Origin of the sequence: Enterobacter cloacae complex sp. Mu1197 (genome assembly GCF_040059225.1) — a bacterium.
GTDB lineage: Bacteria > Pseudomonadota > Gammaproteobacteria > Enterobacterales > Enterobacteriaceae > Enterobacter > Enterobacter quasiroggenkampii.
The window spans coordinates 1,231,839-1,255,357 of sequence record NZ_CP157375.1; the positions used below are offsets into that span (position 1 = coordinate 1,231,839).

A 23,519-nucleotide genomic window follows, 5' to 3' on the forward strand; every position below is an offset into this window, starting at 1 on the left:
CTTACCCGGCCTACGGGAGCCGAGTGTAGGCCGGGTAAGGCGTAGCCGCCACCCGGCAATTACCGCCGACCTAACGGCACCACCAGCGGTGTGCCCGCCACCGGATCGTCGATTATCATGCACCGCAGGCCGTAGATCCGCGCGATCAGCTCCGGCGTGACAATCTCTTTCGGTGCACCCTGGGCCACAATCTCCCCGTCTCGCAAGGCAATCAGGTGCGTGGCATAGCGGCACGCCTGGTTTAAATCGTGCAGTACCGCCGCCAGGGTGTACCCCTGCGCGCGGTTCAGCTCGCTCAGCAGCTCCAGCAGGTCAATCTGGTGGCTGATATCCAGCCACGTTGTCGGCTCGTCCAGCAGCATGATGGAGGTCTCCTGCGCCAGCACCATCGCGATCCACGCGCGCTGACGCTGTCCGCCGGAAAGGGTATCCACGCTTTGCTGAGCGAGATCGGTAATGCCCGTCGCCCGCATCGCGCGGTTCACCGCCTCGTCATCTTCCTTGCGCCAGCGGGTAAACAGCGGCTGGTGCGGATAGCGCCCGCGCGAGACCAGCTCCTGCACCGTGATGTCCCCCGGCGTGGTGGCGTTTTGCGCCAGCAGCCCGATGCGCCTGGCCACCTCTTTGCTGGCGAAGCGCTGGATCTGCTCGCCGTCGAGAAGCACGCTCCCCGCAACCGGCGTCATCAGGCGGCTCAGCGTGCGCAGCAGAGTCGATTTTCCGCAGCCGTTCGGGCCGATAATCGCCGTGAAGTGGCCGTCCGGAATGGCGACGGATAAATCACGGGCAATAATTTTTTTGCCGTAACCGAGGGTGAGATTTTCGCCGCGCAAGCGGGTGGTTGAATCTGTCATTTCTTGCGAGACTCCTGAACGAGCAAGACGATAAGGTAAATGCCGCCGAGGCTGACGGTCACCACGCCCACCGGAAGCTGGTAAGGCATAAACAGCCGCTGGGCGCAGAGATCGGCGGCCAGCAGCAACAGCGCGCCGCACAGCGCCGCCTGAGTTAATCCCCAGCGCGCCGTCCCGCTTAGACGTCGTGCGATATGCGGCGCCACGAGGGCGATAAACGAGATCGGCCCGGCGATGGCGGTGGAGGCGGCGGTCAGCAGTACGGCGACCAGCATCAGCATCAGGCGCGAGCGTTCAACGCCCACGCCCAGCGCGCAGGCGCTGTCGTCGCCCATCTCCAGCAGCCGCATGCGCCGTACCAGCAGCAGCGCGCCGATAAACATCAGCACAATCAGTGGTGCCGCGGGCCAGGTTTTGCCCCACGTCAGGCCGTTGAGGGAGCCCGCGTACCACAGCCCGGCGGAAAGCGCCGTTTCCAGCGAGGCCTGCAGCAGCAGCCAGGTGTTAAAGGCCATCAGCATCGCACGGATGCCGATACCGATAATGATCAGCCGGAAGGTATCGATGCCGTTGCGCCAGGCCAACAACCAGATAACCAGCGACGTCAGAATGCCGCCCGCCATCGCCGTAAAAGTGATGGCCGTCAGGTGCTGGCCGAACAGCACCATCGCCACCAGCACGCCGCTCCAGGCCCCGGTATTGAGGCCCATCACGTCCGGGCTGCCGAGCGGGTTGCGCATCAGCGACTGGAAGATCGCGCCGCTGACGCCGAGCGCCGCGCCCACCAGGATCGCCATCGCCACGCGCGGCAGTCGCCATTCGGTGACAACCAGGGTGATATTGCGCGGCGCGCTGCCGAGCAGGGCGTTAAGCACCTGAGTGAAATCAAGCGTCACCGCGCCGCTGCGCAGGCTCCAGACCGCCAGCAGCAGAATGGCGATAACCAGCAGGGAGACGCAGGCGACTAAACGCCGGGAGGGAGCCATCATGCGCCACCTCCGCGTCTGCGTCGTACCAGGAAGATCAGCACCGGCGCACCGATAAAGGCGCTGACCACCGAGACGCGCAGCTCGCCGGGCACCAGCAGGCGGCCCAGCACGTCGGCAAACAGCAGCAGGGCAGGGGTCGCCAGCAGCGTGACGGGCAGGGACCAGCGGTGATCCGCCCCCACCAGCCAGCGCGCCATATGGGGCATCATCAGGCCGATAAAGGCAATCGGGCCAACCACGGCGGTCGCGCTGCCGCACAGTACGGTGATGGCCAGCAGGCCCGTCAGCTGCGTGCGCGCCACGCGGTTGCCGAGGGCGGTGGCGGTGTCGCTGCCGAGGCTCAGGCTGTTCAGCGCCCGGCTTAACGACAGCGCTACGACGACGGCAATCATCACCGGGATCGCCACCACTTTCAGGGTTTCAAGGGTGCGGATATCCAGCGAGCCGGCCTGCCAGAAGCGCAGCTGGTCGTAAACGTCCGGGTTGAGCAGGGCGATGCCGTTGGACAAGCCTTCCAGCACCGCCGCAAGCGCCACGCCCGCCAGCGTCAGGCGTACCGGGCTCAGCTGTCCGCCGCCCTGGCTGCCGGTAAACGCCACCACCAGCGAGGCGGCCAGCGCGCCGCAAAAGGCCATCACCAGCTGTTCAGAGGGCGACGTCAACCCGAACAGCGCCGCGCCGAGTACGATGGCAAAGCTGGCACCGGAGTTCACGCCGAGAATGCCGGGGTCCGCCAGCGGGTTACGGGTAAGGGTTTGCATCAACGCACCGGCAAGGCCGAGCGCGCCACCGGCCAGCAGTCCGGCAAGGGTGCGGGGCAGGCGGGCGTCGAGCACGATGATGCAATCGGCGCTCTGACAGGTGCCGGAGAGCGCATCAACGATAACGGAGGCGGGCAGCGGCTTCGCGCCGACCAGCAGGCTGAGTGCAATCGCCAGGCTCAATAGCAGCAATAAAACGGGCACGGCAATGGCGCGCACCGAAGAAGAGGAAAACGACATAGCAACATCCATGATTTGATAATGATAGTGATTATCGTTATCTATCTTATTTGGCTATGTTAGCATGTGCGCCCATGGAATGGGTAGAATTACACTCAAGGCTTTGTCATGAATCAAAAATCCTGGCTGCTCAACCTCAGCCTGCTCAAAACGCACCCGGCGTATCGCGCCGTCTTTATCGCTCGTTTTATCTCCATTTTATCCCTTGGTCTGCTCGGCGTGGCCGTGCCGGTCCAGATCCAGACTATGACGCACTCCAGCTGGCTGGTGGGGTTATCGGTGACGTTAACCGGCGGGGCGATGTTCATCGGTCTGATGGTCGGCGGCGTGCTGGCGGACCGCTACGAGCGTAAAAAGCTGATCCTGCTGGCACGCGGCACCTGCGGCGTGGGCTTTATCGGGCTGTGTCTGAACGCCATGCTGCCGGAGCCGTCGCTGATGGCCATATATGCCCTCGGGCTGTGGGACGGTTTCTTTGCCTCCTTAGGCGTGACGGCGCTGCTGGCGGCGACGCCCGCGCTGGTCGGGCGCGAGAATCTGATGCAGGCGGGGGCAATCACCATGCTCACCGTGCGCCTCGGCTCGGTGATTTCGCCGATGGTCGGCGGCCTGCTGCTGGCGACCGGCAACGTGGCGTGGAACTACGGCCTGGCGGCGGCGGGGACGTTTATCACCACCCTGACGCTGCTGCGCCTGCCGCTGCTGCCACCCCCGCCGCAGCCGCGCGAGCATCCGCTGACATCATTGATGGCCGCTATTCGTTTTCTGTTCAGTAACCCGCTGATTGGCGGCATTGCGCTGCTTGGTGGCCTGCTGACCATGGCGAGCGCCGTGCGCGTGCTGTATCCGGCGTTAGCGGGAGAGTGGCGGATGAGCGCCTCGGAGATTGGCCTGCTGTACGCCGCGATTCCGCTCGGTGCGGCCTGCGGGGCGCTGACCAGCGGCAACCTGGCGCAGAGCGCGCGTCCGGGGCTGATTATGCTGCTTGCCACGCTGGCCTCGTTTATCGCCATTGGCTTCTTCAGCCTGATGCCGGTCTGGGCGCTCGGGGTGATGTGTCTGGTGATTTTTGGCTGGCTGAGCGCCATCAGCTCGCTCTTGCAGTACACCCTGATCCAGACCCAGACGCCGGAAGGGATGCTCGGACGCATCAACGGCCTGTGGACCGCGCAGAACGTCACGGGCGATGCCATCGGCGCGGCGATCCTCGGCGGGCTGGGGGCGATAATGAGCCCGGTGGCGTCGGCGAGCAGCAGCGGGTTTGTGTTAGCAATGGTTGGGGCGATCTTATTGGTGGCGCTGGTGGAATTGCGCCGGTTCAGGCAGGAGAGTGTGGTGACCTTGTAGGTCGGGTAAGGCGGAGCCGCCACCCGACAAAACGCCCGGTGGCGCTGCGCTTACCGGGCCTACGGGGATCGTGCCTCTTATTTAAATATCGCGTTCAAACGCTGCAACACCAACATCGCGCTGTAATAATCCAGGCGGAACGTCTCGGTTCCTAACGCCCACACGCGCTTGTTTTTCACCGACGGCAGGTGCGCCAGGAGTGGGTTAGCGTAAATCGCCGCCACGTCTTTCTCGTCACCGGCAAACACAAACAGCCCTTCGCCGTTAAGTCCCGTCGCCAGGTTTTCACCGCCCAGCTGGATAATGTCGTGGCGCTTGCCCTGGCTTGTTGAGGTCTGCAACCCGGCAGGCAGCTCCGCCAGCGTAAAGCCCAGCTGGTGCAGCAGCTTGCCCTGCGCCGATTCCGCGGTCCACAGGTTGGCGGAATGCGCGGCGGCGGTGTAGACGATGGCGTTCACCGGCTGCGGCGGCAGCGTCATTTGCTGTTTCACCTGCGCGAGCTGTGTATCAAACGCGGCTATGCGCCCGGCGGCCTGCTTTTCATGGCCGGTGATCGTGCCCAGCTGGGTCAGCAGCGCCTGCCAGCTCTTGTCGTCGTAGTTGATGATAAGCGTCGGCGCGATAGCTGAGAGCTGATCGTACAGCGCCAGCGCGGAATCCCCGCCGGTAGCGCTGATCAAAATCAGGTCCGGCATTTGCGCGGCTACCGCTTCGGCGCTCGGCTCGCCAATGTACAGCCGCGCTACCTTGCGCTGCTTCGCGATATCGCCCCACTGGCGCAGGAAACCCTGTCCATCCGCCACGCGGTTGTTTGGCGTGGTCGCGCCGCTGGCGACGACCGGTGCGTCAATGGCCAGCAGGGAGCCGGTTAAGGTCACGCTGGTGGAGACAATGCGCGTCGGTTTGTGCTCAAGGGTATGTACCCCGCGGCTGTCAGTCACCTGACGCGGCCAGTCGGCGGCAGCGGCTGAGGTAAGTCCTAAAACAAAAAGTGATAATAAAAGCAGGGGATTACGGAAAACGGCAGGGAATTTCACAGCGCGGGATCCTGTTTTCGTTGAAGATAATGCTTCTCATTTTCATGGTTGACGCATCGGGATGCAAGCTTTTGTCGCACAAGTTATTTGCCCGACGGTTGACAGCGAAGCGATGTGGGATTAGGTTAGCCGACGAAAATATAAATGATAATCATTATTGCTTCTTTTATCATTTTTAGGAGGATGATATGGATACGTCCCTGGCTGAGGAAGTTCAGCACGCCGCAACCACGCTGGAATCAGACCGTTTTTTCTTTATGTCGCCTTACCGCAGCTTTACCACGTCCGGCTGCTTTGCCCGCTTCAGTGAACCCGCCGTCGGCGGTGACGATCCGGCGGGTCGCTTCCAGCAAAAATTAGCCCAGGCCTTCCGCACGGCAAAAGCCAGCGGTATTGCTCACCCGGTGATGGTGGGGGCGATCCCGTTCGACACCCGCAAGCCCTCGTCGCTGTTTATTCCGCAACGCTGGGAAACCTTTTCCCGTCCCGCACGTCAGCAGTCCGCACGCTATTTTTCCGGCGCGCAGGCGCTGAAGGTGGCACAACGCACCGAGGTCCCGCCGCAGCCCGTCTTCGAAGAGATGGTCGCTCGCGCCGCGTCGCTGACCGCCACGCCGCAGGTGAACAAGGTGGTGCTGTCGCGCCTGATTGATATCGCGACCGACAAACGCATGGACAGCGGTGCCCTGATGGAGCGCCTGATCGCCCAGAACCCGGCGAGCTTCAACTTCCACGTGCCGCTGGAAGACGGCGGCGTGCTGCTGGGCGCCAGCCCGGAGCTGCTGCTGCGCAAAGAGGGGGCGCACTTTAGCTCGCTGCCGCTGGCAGGCTCCGCGCGCCGTCAGCCGGACGACGTGCTGGATCGCGAAGCGGGCAACAAGCTGCTGGCCTCCGAAAAGGACCGTCACGAGCACGACCTGGTCACCCAGGCGATGAAGGCCATTCTGGCACCGCGCAGCCACCATCTCAGCATGCCTGATTCTCCTCAGTTGATTACCACGCCGACGCTGTGGCATCTGGCGACGCCGGTGGAAGGCGAGGCGCGTGAAAACGAGAATGCCCTGACCCTGGCCTGCCTGCTGCACCCGACCCCGGCGCTGAGCGGCTTCCCGCATCAGGCGGCGAAAGAGCTGATTGCCGAGCTGGAGCCGTTCGACCGCGAGCTGTTTGGCGGCATCGTTGGCTGGTGCGACAGCGAAGGCAACGGCGAGTGGGTGGTGACCATCCGCTGCGCGCGTCTTCGTGAAAATACCGTTCGCCTGTTTGCCGGTGCGGGCATTGTGCCTGCCTCCTCCCCGGTGGGCGAGTGGCGCGAGACGGGCGTGAAGCTCTCCACCATGCTCAACGTGTTTGGTTTGCACTAAGGAAGACTCATGACCATTCCCTTTACCCGCTGGCCTGAGGCATTTGCCCGCCGCTACCGTGAAAAAGGCTACTGGCAGGATCTGCCGTTGACCCACATCCTGACGGATCGGGCGGACAGCGATGCGGTGGCGATTATCGATGGCGATCGCCACATTACCTACCGCGCGCTGAATCAGGCCGTAAACAACCTGGCCTCAGCCCTTCAGGCGCGTGGGCTGCAGCGTGGCGAGACGGCGCTGGTGCAGCTTGGCAACGTGGCCGAGTTCTACATGACCTTCTTCGCGCTGCTGCAAATCGGCGTCGCGCCGGTCAACGCGCTCTTTAGCCACCAGCGCAGCGAGCTGTACGCCTACGCGGCGCAGATCAACCCCGCCGTGCTGATCGCCGATCGCGACCATGCGCTGTTTGCGGGCGATGATTTTCTTCATGCCTTTGTGGATGAACATCGCTCGGTGCGCGTCGTGCTCCTGCGTGGCGATAAGGGTGAATATGCCCTGGACGCGGCGATTGCGCGCCCGGCGGACAATTTTATCCCTAACCCGACGCCCGCCGACGAAGTGGCGTTCTTCCAGCTCTCCGGCGGCAGCACCGGCACGCCGAAGCTGATCCCGCGGACGCACAACGACTACGACTACAGCATTCGCCGCAGCAACGAGATCTGCGGTATCACTGCGCATACCCGGTATCTGAACGCGCTGCCCGCGGCGCACAACTACGCCATGAGCTCGCCGGGGTCGTTAGGCGTCTTTACCGCGGGCGGCTGCGTGGTGCTGGCGAACGATCCGAGCGCCACGCTCTGCTTCCCGCTGATCGAACAGCATCAGATTAACGTCACCTCGCTGGTCCCGCCGGCGGTCAGCCTCTGGCTGCAGGCGATTGCCGACGGTGCGGGGAACGCGCAGCTTAACTCCCTGAAGCTGCTGCAGGTGGGCGGCGCACGCCTCTCCGCCACGCTCGCGGCGCGCATTCCGGCAGAAATCGGCTGCCAGCTTCAGCAGGTGTTCGGCATGGCAGAAGGGCTGGTGAACTACACCGCGCTCGACGACGCGCCGGAACGCATCATCAACACCCAGGGCCGACCGATGTGCCCGGACGACGAAGTGTGGGTGGCGGACGAGCACGGCAACCCGCTGCCGCGCGGGGAAGTCGGGCGCCTGATGACGCGCGGCCCGTACACCTTCCGCGGCTATTTCAACAGCCCGGAACACAACGCCAGCGCCTTCGACGCCGACGGCTTTTACTGTTCCGGGGATCTGATTGCCATTGACGAGCAGGGCTACATCACCGTGCAGGGGCGCGAGAAAGATCAGATCAACCGCGGCGGCGAGAAGATTGCTGCTGAAGAGATCGAGAACCTGCTGCTGCGCCATGAGTCGGTGATCCACGCCGCGCTGGTGAGCATGGAGGATAGCCTGCTGGGTGAGAAGAGCTGCGCGTATCTGGTGGTGAAACAGCCCCTGCGTGCGGTGGAGGTGCGTCGCTTCCTGCGCGAGCAGGGCGTCGCCGAATTCAAGCTGCCGGACCGCGTGGAGAGCGTGGATGCGCTCCCGCTGACGCCGGTCGGCAAAGTCGATAAGAAACAGTTGCGCCTGTGGCTTGCTGAACGCGCCCGGGGCTGAGGAAAAGAGTATGGCCATTCCAAAATTAACCGCTTACGCGCTGCCGACCGCCGCAGAGTTGCCGACCAGCAAGGTGAACTGGGCGTTTGAACCCGAGCGCGCGGCGCTGCTGATCCACGATATGCAGGAGTATTTCCTGAACTTCTGGGGCGAAAACAGCGAGATGATGCAGCAGGTGGTGGCGAACATCGCCAGACTGCGCGCCTGGTGCAAAGAACACAATATCCCGGTGTACTACACCGCGCAGCCAAAAGAGCAGAGCGACGACGATCGCGCCCTGCTGAACGACATGTGGGGCCCGGGCCTGACCCGTTCGCCGGAGCAGCAGCGCATCGTCGCCGAGCTGGCGCCGGACGAAGCGGACACGGTGCTGGTGAAGTGGCGCTACAGCGCGTTCCACCGCTCGCCGCTGGAGCAGATGCTGAAAGAGACGGGCCGCAACCAGCTGCTGATTACCGGCGTCTACGCCCACATCGGCTGCATGACCACCGCCACCGATGCCTTTATGCGCGACATTAAGCCGTTCTTCATTGCCGACGCGCTGGCGGATTTCACCCGCGACGAGCACCTGATGTCGCTGAACTATGTAGCCGGACGCTCGGGCCGCGTGGTGATGACCGACGAACTGCTGCCGTCCGTTCCGGCCTCGAAGCCCGCACTGCGCGAGCTTATTCTGCCGCTGCTGGACGAGTCCGACGAGCCGATGGATGACGAAAACCTGATCGACTACGGCCTGGATTCAGTGCGCATGATGGCGCTGGCCGCCCGCTGGCGCAAAGTACACGGCGATATCGACTTCGTGATGCTGGCGAAAAATCCGACCCTCGACGCCTGGTGGGCGCTGCTTTCCCGCGAGGTGAAGTGATGGGATGGGATTTCACCGGTAAAACCGTCTGGGTGACGGGCGCGGGGAAGGGGATTGGCTACGCGACCGCACTGGCGTTTGCCGAAGCCGGCGCGCAGGTGACCGGGTTCGATTTGGCCTTCCCGCAGGATCACTATCCGTTTGCCACCGAAACGCTGGACGTGGCGGATGCCGCGAAGGTGCATGAGGTGTGCGGGCGCGTGCTGGCTTCGCTCGAACGGCTGGACGTGCTGGTCAACGCGGCGGGCATTCTGCGCATGGGGGCGACGGACCAGCTCTCGCACAAGGACTGGCAGGACACCTTTGCGGTCAACGTTGGCGGCGCGTTCAATCTGTTCCAGCAGACCATGGGGCAGTTCCGCCGTCAGCAGGGCGGGGCGATTGTTACCGTGGCGTCCGACGCGGCGCACACGCCGCGCATCGGCATGAGCGCCTATGGCGCATCGAAAGCGGCGCTGAAAAGCCTGGCCCTGACCGTCGGGCTGGAGCTGGCAGGCAGCGGCGTGCGCTGCAATCTGGTGTCGCCGGGCTCAACGGACACCTATATGCAGCGCACTCTGTGGAAAAGCGACGATGCGGAGCAGCAGCGCATTCGCGGCTTCGGCGAGCAGTTTAAGCTCGGTATTCCGCTGGGCAAAATTGCCCGTCCTCAGGAGATAGCTGAGACCGTGCTGTTCCTTGCCTCCGATGCCGCCAGCCATATCACCCTGCAGGACATCGTGGTGGACGGCGGCTCCACGCTGGGGGCGTAAATGATCTGGAAACGTCATTTATCGCTTGAGGAACTGAACGCCACCAGCGTGAATACCCTGGTGGCGAACCTGGGCATCGTCTATACCCGCCTCGGGGACGACACGCTGGAAGCGGAGATGCCGGTGGATGCGCGTACCCATCAGCCGTTTGGCCTGCTCCACGGCGGGGCCTCGGCGGCGCTGGCGGAAACGCTCGGCTCAATGGCCGGATTTCTGATGACCCGCGACGGGCAGAGCGTGGTGGGAACGGAGCTGAACGCCACGCATCATCGGGCGGTATCCCACGGCACGGTTCGTGGCGTGTGTCAGCCGCTGCATCTTGGGCGTTCGAGCCAGAGTTGGGAAATTGTGGTTTTCGACGAGCAGGGGCGGCGGTGCTGTACCTGCCGGTTGAGTACGATGGTGCTGGGCTAGCCCAGGCAGATCAAAGTGATCGGCTTAACACTGTGGTGTAAATCTCTGGTTTGACCACGCATTATTGCGTTTCAAAGTTGTTAAATTTTTCCGGTTGTTCTAGAAACAAAATGTAACATCTCACTGTTTCACAACAACGGACAACAACTATGAACAACTCAGGGAAATACCTTACATGGGCAGGGCTCTCCGTTGTGGGAGCCTTTGCCCTGGGCTACATCGCCCTCAACCGGGGGGAGCAGATCAACGCGCTCTGGATCGTCGTTGCCTCGGTCTGCGTTTACCTGATCGCCTATCGTTTTTATGGCCGCTATATCGCTAAAAATGTTCTGGCGGTCGATAGCACCCGCATGACGCCTGCCGTCCGCCATAACGACGGTCTGGACTACGTGCCGACCGACAAGAAAGTGCTGTTCGGTCACCATTTTGCGGCGATCGCCGGAGCAGGCCCGCTGGTGGGCCCGGTGCTGGCGGCGCAAATGGGCTACCTGCCGGGGATGATCTGGATCCTCGCCGGGGTGGTGCTGGCGGGGGCGGTGCAGGACTTTATGGTGCTGTTCGTCTCCACCCGCCGCGACGGACGTTCGCTGGGGGAACTGGTGAAAGAGGAGATGGGGGCCACTGCCGGGGTGATTGCGCTGGTGGCGACCTTTATGATCATGGTGATCATCCTCGCGGTGCTGGCGATGATCGTGGTGAAAGCGTTGACCCACAGCCCGTGGGGAACGTATACCGTAGCCTTTACCATTCCGCTGGCGCTGTTCATGGGGATCTACATCCGCTACCTGCGTCCGGGCCGCATTGGTGAAGTGTCGGTGATTGGTCTGGTGTTGCTCGTGTTCGCCATTATCTCCGGCGGCTGGGTGGCGGAAAGCCCGACCTGGGCGCCGTTCTTCGACTTTACCGGCGTACAGCTGACCTGGATGCTGGTGGGCTACGGCTTTGTGGCGGCGGTGCTGCCGGTGTGGCTGCTGCTGGCCCCGCGCGACTACCTTTCAACGTTCCTGAAAATCGGCACCATCGTCGGGCTGGCAATCGGTATTCTGATTATGCGCCCAACGCTGACCATGCCGGCGCTGACCAAATTTATCGACGGTACCGGCCCGGTCTGGACCGGGAATCTGTTCCCGTTCCTGTTTATCACCATCGCCTGCGGTGCGGTGTCGGGCTTCCACGCGCTGATCGCCTCCGGGACGACGCCGAAGATGCTGGCGAATGAAAATCAGGCCTGCCTGATTGGCTACGGCGGCATGCTGATGGAGTCCTTCGTGGCCATCATGGCACTGGTCTCAGCCTGCATTATCGACCCGGGCGTCTACTTCGCGATGAACAGCCCGATGGTGGTCCTGGCTCCGGCCGGTACCGTTGACGTGGTGGCATCTGCCGCGCAGGTGGTGAGCGGCTGGGGCTTCGCGATTACTCCTGATACGTTGACGAGCATCGCCAGCGAAGTGGGCGAGCAGTCCATTATCTCCCGCGCGGGCGGGGCGCCGACGCTGGCGGTGGGCATGGCGTATATTCTCCACGGCGCGCTGGGCGGGCTGATGGACGTGTCGTTCTGGTATCACTTCGCCATTCTGTTTGAAGCGCTGTTTATCCTGACGGCGGTGGATGCGGGAACCCGTGCGGCGCGCTTTATGCTGCAGGATCTGCTGGGCGTCATCTCCCCGAACCTGAAGCGGACCGACTCGCTCCCGGCTAACCTGCTGGCGACGGCGCTGTGCGTGCTGGCGTGGGGCTATTTCCTGCATCAGGGCGTGGTCGATCCGCTGGGCGGGATTAACACCCTGTGGCCGCTGTTCGGTATCGCCAACCAGATGCTGGCGGGCATGGCGCTGATGCTCTGCGCGGTGGTGCTGTTCAAGATGAAGCGCCAGCGCTATGCGTGGGTGGCGCTGGTGCCTACCGCGTGGCTGCTGATCTGTACCCTGACGGCGGGCTGGCAGAAGGCCTTCAGTCCGGATAATAAGGTGGGCTTCCTGGCAATTGCCAACAAGTTCCAGGCGATGATCGACAGCGGCAAGATCCCGGCACAGTACACCGAATCACAGCTGTCGCAGCTGGTGTTTAACAACCGTCTGGACGCCGGGCTGACCATCTTCTTTATGGTGGTGGTCGTGGTGCTGGCGTTGTATTCTCTCAAGACCGCGCTGGCGGCATTGAAAGTCGACACGCCAACGGCGAAAGAGACGCCGTATGAGCCAATGCCTGAAAACCTGGAAGAGATTGTGACCCAGGCGAAAGGGGCGCACTAACCTTTGTGCCGGGTAGCGGCTTCGCCTTACCCGGCCTACATTCCCTGTGAGATCAGAATCATGTTCGACACCCTTTCCAAAGCCGGTAAGTACCTGGGCCAGGCCGCCAAAATGATGATTGGCGTGCCGGACTACGACAACTACGTCGAGCATATGCGCGTCAATCATCCGGACCAGACGCCAATGACCTACGAAGAGTTTTTCCGTGACCGCCAGGACGCCCGCTACGGCGGCAAGGGCGGGGCGAAGTGCTGTTAACCCTCTTTCGGGAGATAGAGGCTGATCTGCTCCTGCTTACAGCCGTAGATCGCTGCCAGCTTTTCACGGGTGCGCTTTTGCGGACGGGAGTCCAGCGCTTCCAGCTGTGACACGGCGGACTGGCTGATGCCGAGTTTCTCCGCCACCTCCTGCTGGGATAGCCCGCGCAGGATACGCCACGCGGCCTGCAGGCTGACGTTCTGCCAGGTCATGATGCTGCACACTTCTCCGGGCAATTCCACGTCATCCAGACTATCGTGTTCGACCTCAATATCCTCCAGATCGTCATCGGTTTCGTCGTCAATTTCTGACATCTGTAAGAGCATACGAAAATATTCGTGATAGGGAATAACGGCGTACTGCGTTTTCCCGTTATCATCCTTGATTAGCTGTACAGCCATAGGTGGCACTCTCCTCATGCAGGTAAGTCGTTGAAGTTCTGCGCTTGACGGCCAAAACATAACAATGGTCATCGGGATCGTCCCGAAGCGTATAGATGATGCGGTAATCGCCAACGCGTAGCCGGAAATGATCTTCTGTCGCCGATATTTTTTTGATATCGGGCCGGGGAGCCGAGCGGTCATCCAGCTCAGTAAGCTTTACCTCAATGCGTCGCTGATACCGCTCTTCAATCTTTGAAAACGCCTTCTTTGCACCATTGGACCAGACAATCTTCATCCGTACCTCCACTGTACGCCCACACAGAATATAAGGAAATAATAAGACTATTAGATAAATTCCGAATTTCTAATGGGGTACTGTAGAGCGGAGAAAAACCGGAAGAAAGCGGCAAAACGGGAACCGTCGAGGGTGCTCGGGAATGCCTCTGCCGGACGACAGAGGCTTGCAGGAAATGTGCGATCAGGCGTTCAAACCACCGTCCACATCGAGACCGGTACCGGAGATCTGCCCGGCGGCCGGGCTGGCGAGGAAGGTGACCGCCGCCGCGATGTCTTCCGGCTGGCCGTAGTGACCGACTGCGATCATCTGGCGCTGGGCTTCCGCCTGTTCGCCGTCTTCCGGGTTCATATCGCTGTTGGTGGGGCCGGGGTGGACAAGGTTAACGGTAATACCGCGCGGGCCCAGATCGCGCGCCAGGCCGCGGGTGAGGGAGTTAAGGGCAGACTTGGTCATCGAGTAAACGGCAATACCCGGCATCGCCACGCGGTTGGCCAGACAGCTGCCGATGTTGATAATGCGCCCGCCGTCGGACATGTGCACCAGCGCTTCCTGAATGGCGATCACCACGCCGCGAATGTTGACGTTGATGAGCGCGTCAATGTCCGCCAGGGTCATGGACTCAAGCGGGCCGCCGCGCGCGATACCCGCGTTGTTGACCAGAATGTCCAGCCCGCCAAGGGAACGTGCTGCATGGGTGACGGCATCCTGAATCGCCTGCGCGCTGGCGCTGTCGGCCTGCACAGCTTCGCTGTGTCGTCCCAGCGCCTTAATCTCCTCTGCGACCGCCTGGGCTTTATCGGCGGATTTTTCATACGTAATAATCACATCCGCACCGGCGCGCGCCAGCGACAGTGCAATAGCCCGACCCAACCCGCGGCTGGCACCGGTAACCAGCGCCTTTTTACCTGTTAAATCGATCTGCATGATGACCTCGTTACGAGAGTGATAAGAATCATCATTAGGTATAGACGGTCAGGGAGATTAACGGCTGAAGTATTCCACCTTCTCAAACGCCGCGCGCAGAACCTCAGGCGTTAACGTCACCGGCAGATAATGAATTGACTCCACCGGACGCAGGGTGTGGGCAATCACCCTATCCAGCTCGTCGCGGTTGTGAATATCGACCTCCAGCGCGCGAAGCGTGGTCGGCAGGTTAAAACGTCGATACGCCGAGACCAGTTGCGCCAGCACGTCGTCCTGGCCGAGCAGGGCGCTCTGCACCAGAATGCCGTAGGCCACCTTGGTGCCGTGGAGGTATTTTTCCGTCTGCGGCAGCACGGTTAAACCGTTGTGCACCGCATGCGCCGCCGCCACGCGGGTATAGCGTTCGCCCAGACCGCCGACCATCCCGCCGCCAGCGATTATCGCATCCACCACGTCCCGAAAGACCTGCGTCTGTTCGCCGCGCAGCTGGTCGGCTAGTGCTTCCTCACTGTGCTCCAGCAGTACGTCGCGGATCGCCAGCGCGCCGTTGATGCCCAGCCGCACGGTCAGCGGCAGGTTTTCAGGCTGCGGAGCAAGCACTACCGCTTCGTACCACTTCGCCAGCGTATCGCCGATCCCCGCCAGCAGGTATTCCGCGGGCGCGTTGAGAATGATCTGTGGCTCTACCAGCACCAGGAAGTTGGCGTCATCGAAGATCTCAAAATGCAGCGCCTGCCCGGCATCGTTGTACCAGACGGAGAGCGGAGTCCACGCCGCGCAGGTAGCGGCAATGGTGGGGATACCCACGAACGGCACGCCCAGACGACGCGCCACGGCCTTGACGGTATCCAGCACCGCACCGCCGCCGACGCCAATCACCACGCTGGCGTCACTGCCGGATTCGTTCACCAGATGGATGACGTCGCGCTCGCTGCAGTGGCCTTTAAACAGCAGGTGTTTCGCCCCCGGCGCGTGAAAGCTCTCCGGCAGGAACGGGCGCGCGCCGTCGATAGCGCGCTCGCCGTAAATCCACACCGCGCGGGAAAGCTGTTCCGGGGTAAAGAAGTCATTCAGATGCGCAAGGCTTCCGGGATGGGAGAAGTAGTTCGCCGGGCCAGGCACGACGCGGATATCGGTGTTGCTCATGGTGTTGTCCTTTTTTAGCAAGCGCTAACCCGATGTTATGTCTGGACATCCGGATGGCTAATAATATTTCGCTTTAACTTATGCCTTTTCCGTCGTTGTCAGTCAACCGGAGCTGTGAAAAATTCGATAAATCAGAAGAGTAATGAAGGATTTACGCGGATGGTTTCCAGTCGCCTTGAGATGCGCGGTATCAGCCTGGCCTTTTCCGGCTTTCAGGCGCTGTCGCGCGTGAACTTCACCTTAACCGGCGGATCGGTACATGCGCTGACCGGCGCCAACGGCGCGGGGAAATCGACGCTGATGGCAGTGCTGTGCGGGACGCACGACCACTATGAAGGCGAAATCTCCATTAATAACCAGCCGGTAAGCATCCGCGAGCCGCTCGACGCCAAACGGCTGGGCATCCACCTTGTGCAGCAGGAGGTGGACGTGGCGCTGATCCCGGGGTTAAGCATCGCCGAGAACATCATGCTCGACCAGCTGGCGCAGCCGGGGCATCGCTTCCGCTGGCGCGCCGTCCGCCAGCAGGCGAGACAGGCGCTGGCGCAGCTGGATGTTGCTCTGGACGTACGCCGTTCCATCGACAGCTGCACGCTTGCCGAAAAGCAGCAGATTTTGCTGGCGCGCGCCCTGTCACACCACTGCCGTTTTCTCATTCTTGATGAGCCCACTGCGCCGCTGGACGCGCACGAGAGCGAGCGCCTGTTTGCGGTGGTGAGACGGTTAAAGCAGCAGGGCATCGGCGTGGTGTTTATCTCCCACCGCATTCACGAGCTGAAGGCCATCTGCGACACCCTGACGGTGCTGCGCGACGGCAAGCTGATTGAGTCCGGCCCGATGGCCGATCTCAGTGGCGAAACGATCGTCGAGAAGATGCTCGGCCACGTCCTGAGCGATATCTACCCGCCCACACGGCCGCCGCACGGCGACGAAACGTTGCTGCGGGTTGAAGGGCTGCACGACGACGCGCTGCTGAAAGATATCTCCTTGCACCTGCGTAAGGGCGAAATTCTCGGTATTGCCGGGCTGGCGGGCGCGGGCAAAACCGAACTCTGTAAGGCGCTGTTTGGCGCCAGCAAAAGCCGCGTGTCGCGCGGTGAGTTGAATCAACAGCCCTGGCAGCCGCGCGATCCGGCGGACTCGGTGCTGCGCGGCCTGGCGCTGGTGCCGGAAGAGCGGCGCAAAGAGGGCATTTTTATCGACGAGCCGGTGAGCATGAACCTTGCCGTATGCGCCGATAACAGCTTCTCGCGCTGGAGCCTGTTCGGCCATCGTCAGGCGTGGCGCTGGGCGGAGGCGGTGATCGCCCGCGTCGGCGTGCGCGCCCGCGGTCCCGGACAGGTTTTGCGACGTTTGTCCGGCGGCAACCAGCAGAAGGTCGCCATCGGCAAGTGGCTGCGCAATGACGCGAGCGTGCTGATCTTCGACGAGCCGACCAAAGGCGTGGACGTGAAGGCCAAAACCGATCTGTTCCAGCTGATTGACGGCCTGGCGCGCGAGGGCAAAGGGGTGATTTACGCCTCCGGCGAGTTTGCCGAGTTGGTCGGGCTGTGCGACCGCATCTGCGTGCTGTGGGACGGGCGCATCGTGGCGGAAATCGCCGGGGCCGAGGCCCGTGAAGAGACACTACTTTATTATTCAACCGGAGGAACGGCGTCGTGAGCAAGGCCCTTTCAGTAAACGCGACGGCGTCTGGCCGTCAGCAGATTTTCGATTTTCTCTACAAGTGGGGCATGCTGTTAACCGTCGTCGCGCTGGTGGCCGTCTTTGGCCTGGCGTCGGACAGCTTCCTCGATCCAAACAACATCATCAATATTCTGCGTTCGATTGCCATCGTGACGGTGATAGCCATCGGCGTGTCGATCTCGCTGACCATCGGCGGGTTCGATCTCTCCGTGGGGTCTACCGCGTCGCTGGCGAATGCGCTGGTGATTTCCCTTTTCGTCTGGCACGGCTTCGGCACCACCGAGTCGATTCTGATCACCCTCGCGCTCTGCACGCTGGTGGGGCTGTTTAACGCCTTTCTGATCGTCATCCTGCGCATTCCGGACATGCTCGCGACGCTGGCCAGCCTGTTTGTGATCCAGGGCGTGGCGATGACCTACAGCTACGGCGGGTCGATTACCGAGAACATGGTGCTGCCGAGCGGTGACATGGTGGAAGGCACCATTCCGGCGACGTTCAGCCTGCTGGGGCAGGTGCCGACGATCGTGATCATCATGCTGGTGGTGACAGTTCTGGCGCAGCTGGGGTTGTCGCTCACCACTCACGGTCGTCGGATGTACGCCATTGGCGGCAACCCGGAGGCGGCGCGCCTCTCCGGCATTCGCACCACCCGCTACAAGGTGGCGGCCTACGTGATTGCCTCCCTGCTGGCGGGCCTGGGCGGGATTTTGCTGGCCTCGCGTATTGGCTCATCGCAGGTGAACGCGGGCGGCGGTTACCTGATGGATGCGGTGGCGGCGGCGTGGATTGGCTTCTCGCTGGCCGGGTCCGGGAAGCCTAATGCGCTGGGGACCCTGGTCGGGGCGGTTATTCTCGGCGTGCTGTCGAACGGGCTGGTGATGCTCTCCGTGCCGTATTACGCCATGGACATTATAAAAGGGCTGGTGCTCGCGGTAGCGCTGGCGATTACCTACATACAAAAACGCTGACAACACAACGGGATAAAAAATGAAAAAGATTGCACTCTCTTTGGTGGCATTAGGGTTATTCACCGCTCTGCCTGGCTTCGCGGCCACGCCCGCACCGCTTCCGGCGGCCATTGCCAACCACGACGGCCCGATCCGCATCGCGGTGATCCGTAACCTCGGCTCAGACGACAACACCACGCAGTTTATTGCCGGGGCCATTCAGGAAGGGAAGAAGCTTGGCTTTAAGGTCAGCACCTTTTTAAGCAACGGGGACGACGCCAAATTCCAGGACTTCGTGAACCAGGCCATCAGCCAGAAGTACGACGGGATTATCCTTTCTCAGGGCCGCGATCCGTACTCCACCGCGCTGGTGAAGAAGGCGGTGGACGCCGGGATTAAGGTCGCGGTATTTGATACCGCCGTCAACGGCGAGATCCCGGGCGTGACCGTCACCCAGCAGGATGATGCCTCCCTGACGAACCTCTCCTTCGGCCAGCTGGCGAAAGATTTCAACGGCAAGGCCAATATCGTCAAGCTGTGGGTGGCGGGCTTCCCGCCGATGGAGCGTCGTCAGGCGGCGTATAAAGAGTTGCAAAAACAGTACCCGGACATCAAAGAGCTGGAGTCTATCGGCGCGGTCTCTTCTGACGTGCAGGGCGACACCGCCAACAAGGTAGGTGCGATTCTGGCGAAATACCCGAAAGGTAAAATCGACGCCATCTGGGGAACCTGGGACGCCTTCAGCCAGGGCGCCTACAAAGCGCTGAAAGAGAACGGCCGTACCGAGATCAAACTCTACAGCATCGACATCTCCAACCAGGATCTGCAGCTGATGCGCGAGCCGGGCAGCCCATGGAAGGTGAGCGTGGCGGTGGATCCGAAGCTGATTGGGGCGACCAACGTGCGTCTGGTGGCGAACAAAATTGCCGGGGAAGCTACGCCTGCGACCTACGATTTTAAGGCGGCCGCTATTCCGCAGGCGCTGCTGACCGCCCAGCCGGGTGCGGTGAATGTGGCGTCGCTGGGGAAAATCATTCCGGGCTGGGGCCAGACGGAAGATTTTATCGCGCCGTGGTTTGCGACGCTGGAAGCCAGGTCAAAATAATGCCCGGTGGCGCTTCGCTTACCGGGCCTACGGTGTTGTAGGCCGGATAAGGCGAAGCCGCCATCCGGCGAAAGGACTCAACTATGTCTGCATTACCTCAACCCGAATACAGCCGCAACATGCGGCTGATTGGCCATAGCGTTCAGGGTGGTCGCCCGGACGGCGTGCAACTGATGGTGCACCGCGGTTTCGCTTATATCGGCCATATGGTGTCGCAGGGCTTTTCGATTGTCGACGTGCGCGATCCGAAAAACCCGAAAGCGGCGGGCTACGTGCCCGCGCCGCCCGGCACCTGGAACGTGCATCTGCAGGCGCATGATGACCTGCTGCTGGTCATCAACGCCCGGGATCTGTTTGCCGATGCCCGCTTTGCCGACGAGAAGGTCTACTACACCCGCCAGGTGGGCGAGACTGTCCGCGACGTGCAGGACAAAGGCTGGAGCGCCGGGCTGCGCGTGTTTGATATCTCCACCCCGGACGCGCCGCGCGAAATCGGCTTTCTGTCGCTGAGCGGAATTGGCATTCACCGCATCTGGTACGTCGGTGGCCGCTGGGCGTACGTGTCGGCGCTGATCGACGGTTTTACCGACTACATCTTTCTGACGATCGATCTGGCCGACCCGCGTAAGCCTGAGGTGGCAGGGCGCTGGTGGCTGCCGGGGATGAACCAGGCCGAAGGTGAACAGCCGAACTGGCCGGAAGGGAAACGCTACGCGCTCCACCATGCGATTATTGCCGGCGATACTGCGTACGGCAGCTGGCGCGACGGCGGCCTGACGCTGCTGGACGTGAAGGATCGTACCCGGCCTAAGCTCATTAGCCACCGTAACTGGAGTCCGCCGTTTGGCGGCGGCACGCACACCGCGCTACCGCTGCCGGACCGCGATCTGCTGGTGGTGCTGGATGAAGCGGTGCTCGACAACCAAGAGGACGGGGAGAAGCTGATCTGGCTGTTTGATATCCGCGAGCCGTCGAACCCGGTAAGCATCTCTACCTTCCCACAGCCGGACGAAACTGACTACGTGGCGAAAGGGGCGCATTTCGGCCCGCATAACCTGCACGAGAACCGGCCGGGGAGCTTTGTCAGCTCCACGCTGATTTTTGCCACGTATCAGAATGCGGGCGTGCGCGCGTATGACATTTCCAATCCGTATCGTCCGGTTGAAACGGGGGCGCTGGTGCCTGCCGCGCCGGCGAAAATGATGGATACCCGCCCGAATCGCCCGCAGGTGATCCAGTCGTGTGACGTGTTCGTGGATGCGCAGGGAATTATCTACAGCACGGACTATAACGGCGGGCTGTCCGTGATTGAGTATTTGGGGTGAGTTTTTGCCGGGTGGTGGCTTCGCCTTACCCGGCCTACATTTTGCAGCCGTAGGCCCGGTAAGCGCAGCACCACCGGGCAAACGTTCTCAGCTGTACTGCCGTACCCGCGCCACCAGATCTTCCGCGCTGTCGATACGGTCGGCAATAACAATCAGCGCCTTGCCGAGCGTTATCGCGTGGCGAAGGCATTCGTGGCGCATCGCCTCGTCCTGAATGGTGTCGATATCCGCGACGTGGGAAAGCCCGACGCTGCGGCGAATCAGCTCGGTGCCGCAGAATCCAATGGCGTCATGCCAGACCTTTTTCAGGAACGCGGAGGCATAGCCCGGCGCGCTGAGCGCGGCGTCGCGCGTTTTCTCGTGTGCCAGCGCCTGGAAGCGCTCCGCGAAGGTGTTCCACAGTTCCTGAATATCGGTCAGGCGCTGTTCGCGGGCGGCGGCGGCATCGCGAATGCCCAGATGTCCCGGCAGGCCGCAGAAGTTCAGCAGCAGGTTGCCGATAGCGGTGCCGACGTCAAAGCCCATCGGCCCGAAATAACCGAACTCGGCGTCGATGGCCTTCAGGCTGCCGTCGGCCACAAAAATCGAGCCGCTGTGGATATCCCCGTGCAGCAGGGCTTCAGCCTGAGAAAAGAAACGGTGCTTCAGGGAGGCCACGGCAATTTTCAGCTGGGCGTCGTCGCGCAGCGCGGCGACGTCATTTTCCAGCTCGGCCGGGTAGCTGTTGCGTTCGTGGATCTGGTACGGATCGTTGAAGAACAGATCTTCGGTGATCTCGCACATCTCCGGGTTGATGAATTTCGCCACCTGCGCTTTTTTCTCGTGCGGGTGCAGGTAGAAATCGCTGGTGTGGAACAGCGCGTGCGCGAGGTATTCACCCAGCTGACGCGCCGCCTGCGGGTAATAATTATTTTTGATCAACTCGCCGCGCCAGATGCGATGGCTGGAGAGATCTTCCATCACCATCACCGCCAGTTCCGGGTCAAAGTGGTGGATTTTCACCGTGTGCTGCGGGCTGTGCCGGTAGTGCTCGACCAGGGTTTGCGCCTCCAGACGGGCGCGGTCCAGCGTCAGCGGCCAGGACTCGCCGACGCAGCGCACGTAGGGCAGCGCCTGCTTAACGATGATGCGGCTCACGCCCGCGCTGTCGAAGATTTTGAACACCAGATTGAGGTTGCCGTCGCCTACCTCCTGCGCCTCCACCAGCGATGAAGGATCGTCAAGGCCGCCAAACTGCCTGGCATATTCCACGGCGTCCTGAGCGGTAAAGGTACGGTATTGCGACATGGCCTGCTCCTCACGGGTTTGCTAATAAAGACATGTAGACGTCTATACATCTGGATTTCATCCTGACACAATGTGCTACAACAACGCAACAGGGAATTAACGACATGCAGACATTACAGACGACCAGCCTGCGGGTAGCGGATAATCAGCTCTTTATTCTCGACCAGCAGGCCCTTCCGCAGGAGAAACGCTGGCTGGATGCCTCAACGGTAGAGGCGCTGGTGGGGCATATTCACGCCCTGCGGGTGCGCGGCGCGCCGCTGATCGGTCTCTCTGCAAGTCTGCTGCTGGCGCTGCTGGCGGAAAACGGCAAAAGCCGTGACGAGCTGGCGGTTGCGCTGGAAACCCTGCGCGCATCCCGCCCGACGGCGGTGAACCTGATGAACAACCTTGACCGCATGAAGCTGGCGCTGTGGCAGGAAGAGTATGTTCCGGCGCTGGTGGCGGAGGCGCTGCGCCTGATCGACGAAGACAAACGACTCTGTGACGCCATTGCGAGAGCGGGCAGCGCGCTGGTGAAGCCCGGCAGCCGCCTGCTGACCCACTGCAACACCGGCGGGCTGGCAACGGCGGGTGTCGGCACCGCGCTGGGGGTGATTGCTCGCGCGCACCAGGAAGGCAAGGTCAGCAACGTCTGGGTAGATGAAACCCGTCCGCTGCTGCAGGGCGGTAGATTGACCGCGTGGGAACTTGGCGAGCTGGGCGTGCCGTATCAGCTGATTACCGATTCCATGGCCGCCAGCCTGATGGCGAAAGGGCAGGTGGACGCCGTATGGGTGGGTGCAGACCGCATTGCCGCCAACGGCGACGTGGCGAATAAGATTGGCACCTATTCCCTGGCGGTGCTGGCAAAATTCCACGGCATTCCGTTCTACGTGGCCGCGCCGCAAACGACCCTCGATCCGGACTGCCCGAACGGCGACGCGATCCCGATTGAGCAGCGCGCCGCCAGCGAGGTGACGGGCGTCGCCGGAAGCTTTGGCGCGGTGCTGTGGGCGCCGGAAAACGCGCAGGTCTATAACCCGGCGTTTGACGTAACGCCCGCCTCGCTGATTAGCGGCTGGGTGCTGGATATGGGTGTGGTCACGCCGGAAGCGGTGGCAAACGGCAAATTCGCCTGAGTCCGGCTATCCTTTAAGGGGTTCCCTTAAGAGGACAATATCGTGACGCTCGATCCTGAAACAGACTTAAAACTGGAGCGCGTGGTGGATGCCCCGCGCGACCTGCTGTGGCTCTGCTGGACTATGCCCGAGCACATCAAAAACTTCTTCATTCCTGCTCCCCATAAGGTGACCGAATGCGACCTTGACCTCCGCGTGGGCGGACGGTTCAACACCGTGTTTGAGGTGGACGGTCAGCGGATGGATAACCGGGGTGTGTTCCTTGAAATCGACCCGGGAAAAAAGCTGGTCTTTACCGACGGCTATACCGAAGGCTGGAAACCAACCGAGAGGCCGTTTATGACGGCGATCCTGCTGCTGGAAGAGGTGGGCGAGGGCAAAACCCGCTATACGGCGATTGCGCGCCACCCCACGAAGGAAATCCGCGAGCAGCACGAGCAGATGGGCTTCCACGAAGGGTGGGGGATCGTGCTGGATCAGCTGGTGGAGTATGTGAAGGGATTGAAGCGTTGAAGCTCGAGCGGCCTGATGCCCTCACCCC

The 23,519-nt window shown here is 61.8% G+C and carries 23 protein-coding genes; 14 read left to right on the forward strand and 9 right to left on the reverse strand.

Annotation, left to right across the window (positions count from 1 at the left end; genetic code table 11):
• Nucleotides 1–59: 59 nt before the first annotated feature.
• From fepC to fepD, 3 genes are read right to left on the reverse strand one after another with little or no spacing between them, the layout of a single operon-like run.
• Nucleotides 60–854, reverse strand: a complete 795-nt coding sequence (gene fepC, locus ABFV38_RS05775; RefSeq protein ID WP_262802228.1) for an iron-enterobactin ABC transporter ATP-binding protein — start codon at nt 852–854, stop codon at nt 60–62.
• Nucleotides 851–1,840 carry an iron-enterobactin ABC transporter permease gene (fepG, locus tag ABFV38_RS05780; RefSeq protein ID WP_262802261.1) on the reverse strand — a complete coding sequence of 330 codons (990 nt, stop codon included), beginning with the start codon at nt 1,838–1,840 and terminating at the stop codon, nt 851–853. The genes fepC and fepG overlap by 4 nt, the downstream gene beginning before the upstream one ends.
• Entirely contained in the window at nt 1,840–2,844 is a 1,005-nt protein-coding gene (gene fepD, locus ABFV38_RS05785) for a Fe(3+)-siderophore ABC transporter permease (protein ID WP_348958805.1), read from the reverse strand. The genes fepG and fepD overlap by 1 nt, the downstream gene beginning before the upstream one ends.
• A 108-nt stretch (nt 2,845–2,952) precedes the next feature.
• Between fepD and entS the strand changes: the two genes are divergently transcribed.
• Nucleotides 2,953–4,191: an enterobactin transporter EntS gene (gene entS, locus ABFV38_RS05790; protein WP_348958806.1), complete on the forward strand. Its 1,239-nt coding sequence runs from the start codon at nt 2,953–2,955 to the stop codon at nt 4,189–4,191.
• Between the two features lie 77 nt (nt 4,192–4,268).
• Here the strand turns inward: entS and fepB are convergent, their stop codons facing one another.
• Nucleotides 4,269–5,228, reverse strand: a complete 960-nt coding sequence (gene fepB, locus ABFV38_RS05795) for a Fe2+-enterobactin ABC transporter substrate-binding protein (RefSeq protein ID WP_348958807.1) — start codon at nt 5,226–5,228, stop codon at nt 4,269–4,271.
• A 188-nt stretch (nt 5,229–5,416) separates the two neighbouring features.
• On the opposite strand from fepB, the gene entC reads away from it, so the two are divergent.
• The 7 genes from entC to ABFV38_RS05830 all read left to right on the forward strand — a co-directional run bounded on the left by entC (nt 5,417) and on the right by ABFV38_RS05830 (nt 12,756).
• Nucleotides 5,417–6,592 (forward strand): isochorismate synthase EntC, encoded by a 1,176-nt coding sequence (entC, locus tag ABFV38_RS05800; protein ID WP_348958809.1) that lies wholly within the window; start codon nt 5,417–5,419, stop codon nt 6,590–6,592.
• A 9-nt stretch (nt 6,593–6,601) separates the two neighbouring features.
• Nucleotides 6,602–8,212: a (2,3-dihydroxybenzoyl)adenylate synthase EntE gene (gene entE / locus ABFV38_RS05805; protein WP_348958810.1), complete on the forward strand. Its 1,611-nt coding sequence runs from the start codon at nt 6,602–6,604 to the stop codon at nt 8,210–8,212.
• Between the two features lie 10 nt (nt 8,213–8,222).
• On the forward strand, nt 8,223–9,077 hold the full coding sequence (locus ABFV38_RS05810) for an isochorismatase (RefSeq protein WP_348958812.1): 855 nt from the start codon (nt 8,223–8,225) through the stop codon (nt 9,075–9,077).
• Entirely contained in the window at nt 9,077–9,829 is a 753-nt protein-coding gene (entA, locus tag ABFV38_RS05815) for a 2,3-dihydro-2,3-dihydroxybenzoate dehydrogenase EntA (RefSeq protein ID WP_348958813.1), read from the forward strand. The genes ABFV38_RS05810 and entA overlap by 1 nt, the downstream gene beginning before the upstream one ends.
• On the forward strand, nt 9,830–10,243 hold the full coding sequence (gene entH, locus ABFV38_RS05820; protein WP_048226051.1) for a proofreading thioesterase EntH: 414 nt from the start codon (nt 9,830–9,832) through the stop codon (nt 10,241–10,243).
• Nucleotides 10,244–10,392: 149 nt separating this feature from the next.
• Nucleotides 10,393–12,498, forward strand: coding sequence for a pyruvate/proton symporter CstA (gene cstA / locus ABFV38_RS05825; RefSeq protein WP_348958814.1), 2,106 nt, complete (start codon nt 10,393–10,395; stop codon nt 12,496–12,498).
• Between the two features lie 60 nt (nt 12,499–12,558).
• Nucleotides 12,559–12,756 (forward strand): YbdD/YjiX family protein, encoded by a 198-nt coding sequence (locus ABFV38_RS05830; protein WP_006809671.1) that lies wholly within the window; start codon nt 12,559–12,561, stop codon nt 12,754–12,756.
• On the opposite strand, the gene ABFV38_RS05835 is transcribed toward ABFV38_RS05830, so the two are convergent.
• From ABFV38_RS05835 to ABFV38_RS05850, 4 genes are all read right to left on the reverse strand, one after another.
• Nucleotides 12,753–13,157 carry a helix-turn-helix transcriptional regulator gene (locus ABFV38_RS05835; RefSeq protein ID WP_045909615.1) on the reverse strand — a complete coding sequence of 135 codons (405 nt, stop codon included), beginning with the start codon at nt 13,155–13,157 and terminating at the stop codon, nt 12,753–12,755. The two genes, ABFV38_RS05830 and ABFV38_RS05835, sit on opposite strands and share 4 nt — an antisense overlap.
• Nucleotides 13,132–13,434 carry a type II toxin-antitoxin system RelE/ParE family toxin gene (locus ABFV38_RS05840; RefSeq protein WP_348958815.1) on the reverse strand — a complete coding sequence of 101 codons (303 nt, stop codon included), beginning with the start codon at nt 13,432–13,434 and terminating at the stop codon, nt 13,132–13,134. The genes ABFV38_RS05835 and ABFV38_RS05840 overlap by 26 nt, the downstream gene beginning before the upstream one ends.
• Nucleotides 13,435–13,617: 183 nt before the next feature.
• Complete coding sequence (locus ABFV38_RS05845) at nt 13,618–14,361, reverse strand: 3-oxoacyl-ACP reductase family protein (RefSeq protein WP_045909613.1); 744 nt, start codon at nt 14,359–14,361, stop codon at nt 13,618–13,620.
• Between the two features lie 57 nt (nt 14,362–14,418).
• A complete protein-coding gene (locus ABFV38_RS05850; RefSeq protein WP_348958816.1) occupies nt 14,419–15,507 on the reverse strand; it encodes an oxidoreductase in 1,089 nt (362 codons plus the stop codon).
• A gap of 159 nt (nt 15,508–15,666) precedes the next feature.
• Here ABFV38_RS05850 and ABFV38_RS05855 point away from each other — a divergent pair, with 159 nt between their 5' ends.
• The 4 genes from ABFV38_RS05855 (at nt 15,667) to ABFV38_RS05870 (ending at nt 20,570) form a co-directional block, all read left to right on the forward strand.
• Nucleotides 15,667–17,169, forward strand: coding sequence for a sugar ABC transporter ATP-binding protein (locus ABFV38_RS05855; protein WP_348958817.1), 1,503 nt, complete (start codon nt 15,667–15,669; stop codon nt 17,167–17,169).
• Nucleotides 17,166–18,161 (forward strand): ABC transporter permease, encoded by a 996-nt coding sequence (locus ABFV38_RS05860; protein ID WP_348958818.1) that lies wholly within the window; start codon nt 17,166–17,168, stop codon nt 18,159–18,161. Before ABFV38_RS05855 ends, ABFV38_RS05860 begins: the two co-directional genes overlap by 4 nt.
• Before the next feature lie 19 nt (nt 18,162–18,180).
• Entirely contained in the window at nt 18,181–19,245 is a 1,065-nt protein-coding gene (locus ABFV38_RS05865) for a sugar ABC transporter substrate-binding protein (RefSeq protein WP_039265942.1), read from the forward strand.
• A gap of 83 nt (nt 19,246–19,328) precedes the next feature.
• On the forward strand, nt 19,329–20,570 hold the full coding sequence (locus ABFV38_RS05870; protein ID WP_348958819.1) for an LVIVD repeat-containing protein: 1,242 nt from the start codon (nt 19,329–19,331) through the stop codon (nt 20,568–20,570).
• An 87-nt stretch (nt 20,571–20,657) separates the two neighbouring features.
• On the opposite strand, the gene mtnK is transcribed toward ABFV38_RS05870, so the two are convergent.
• Complete coding sequence (gene mtnK / locus ABFV38_RS05875) at nt 20,658–21,857, reverse strand: S-methyl-5-thioribose kinase (protein ID WP_045909608.1); 1,200 nt, start codon at nt 21,855–21,857, stop codon at nt 20,658–20,660.
• Between the two features lie 104 nt (nt 21,858–21,961).
• Here mtnK and mtnA point away from each other — a divergent pair, with 104 nt between their 5' ends.
• Both mtnA and ABFV38_RS05885 read left to right on the forward strand, forming a co-directional pair.
• Nucleotides 21,962–22,978 carry an S-methyl-5-thioribose-1-phosphate isomerase gene (gene mtnA / locus ABFV38_RS05880; protein WP_348958820.1) on the forward strand — a complete coding sequence of 339 codons (1,017 nt, stop codon included), beginning with the start codon at nt 21,962–21,964 and terminating at the stop codon, nt 22,976–22,978.
• A 42-nt stretch (nt 22,979–23,020) separates the two neighbouring features.
• Nucleotides 23,021–23,491, forward strand: coding sequence for an SRPBCC family protein (locus ABFV38_RS05885; protein WP_348958822.1), 471 nt, complete (start codon nt 23,021–23,023; stop codon nt 23,489–23,491).
• Nucleotides 23,492–23,519 lie beyond the last annotated feature (28 nt).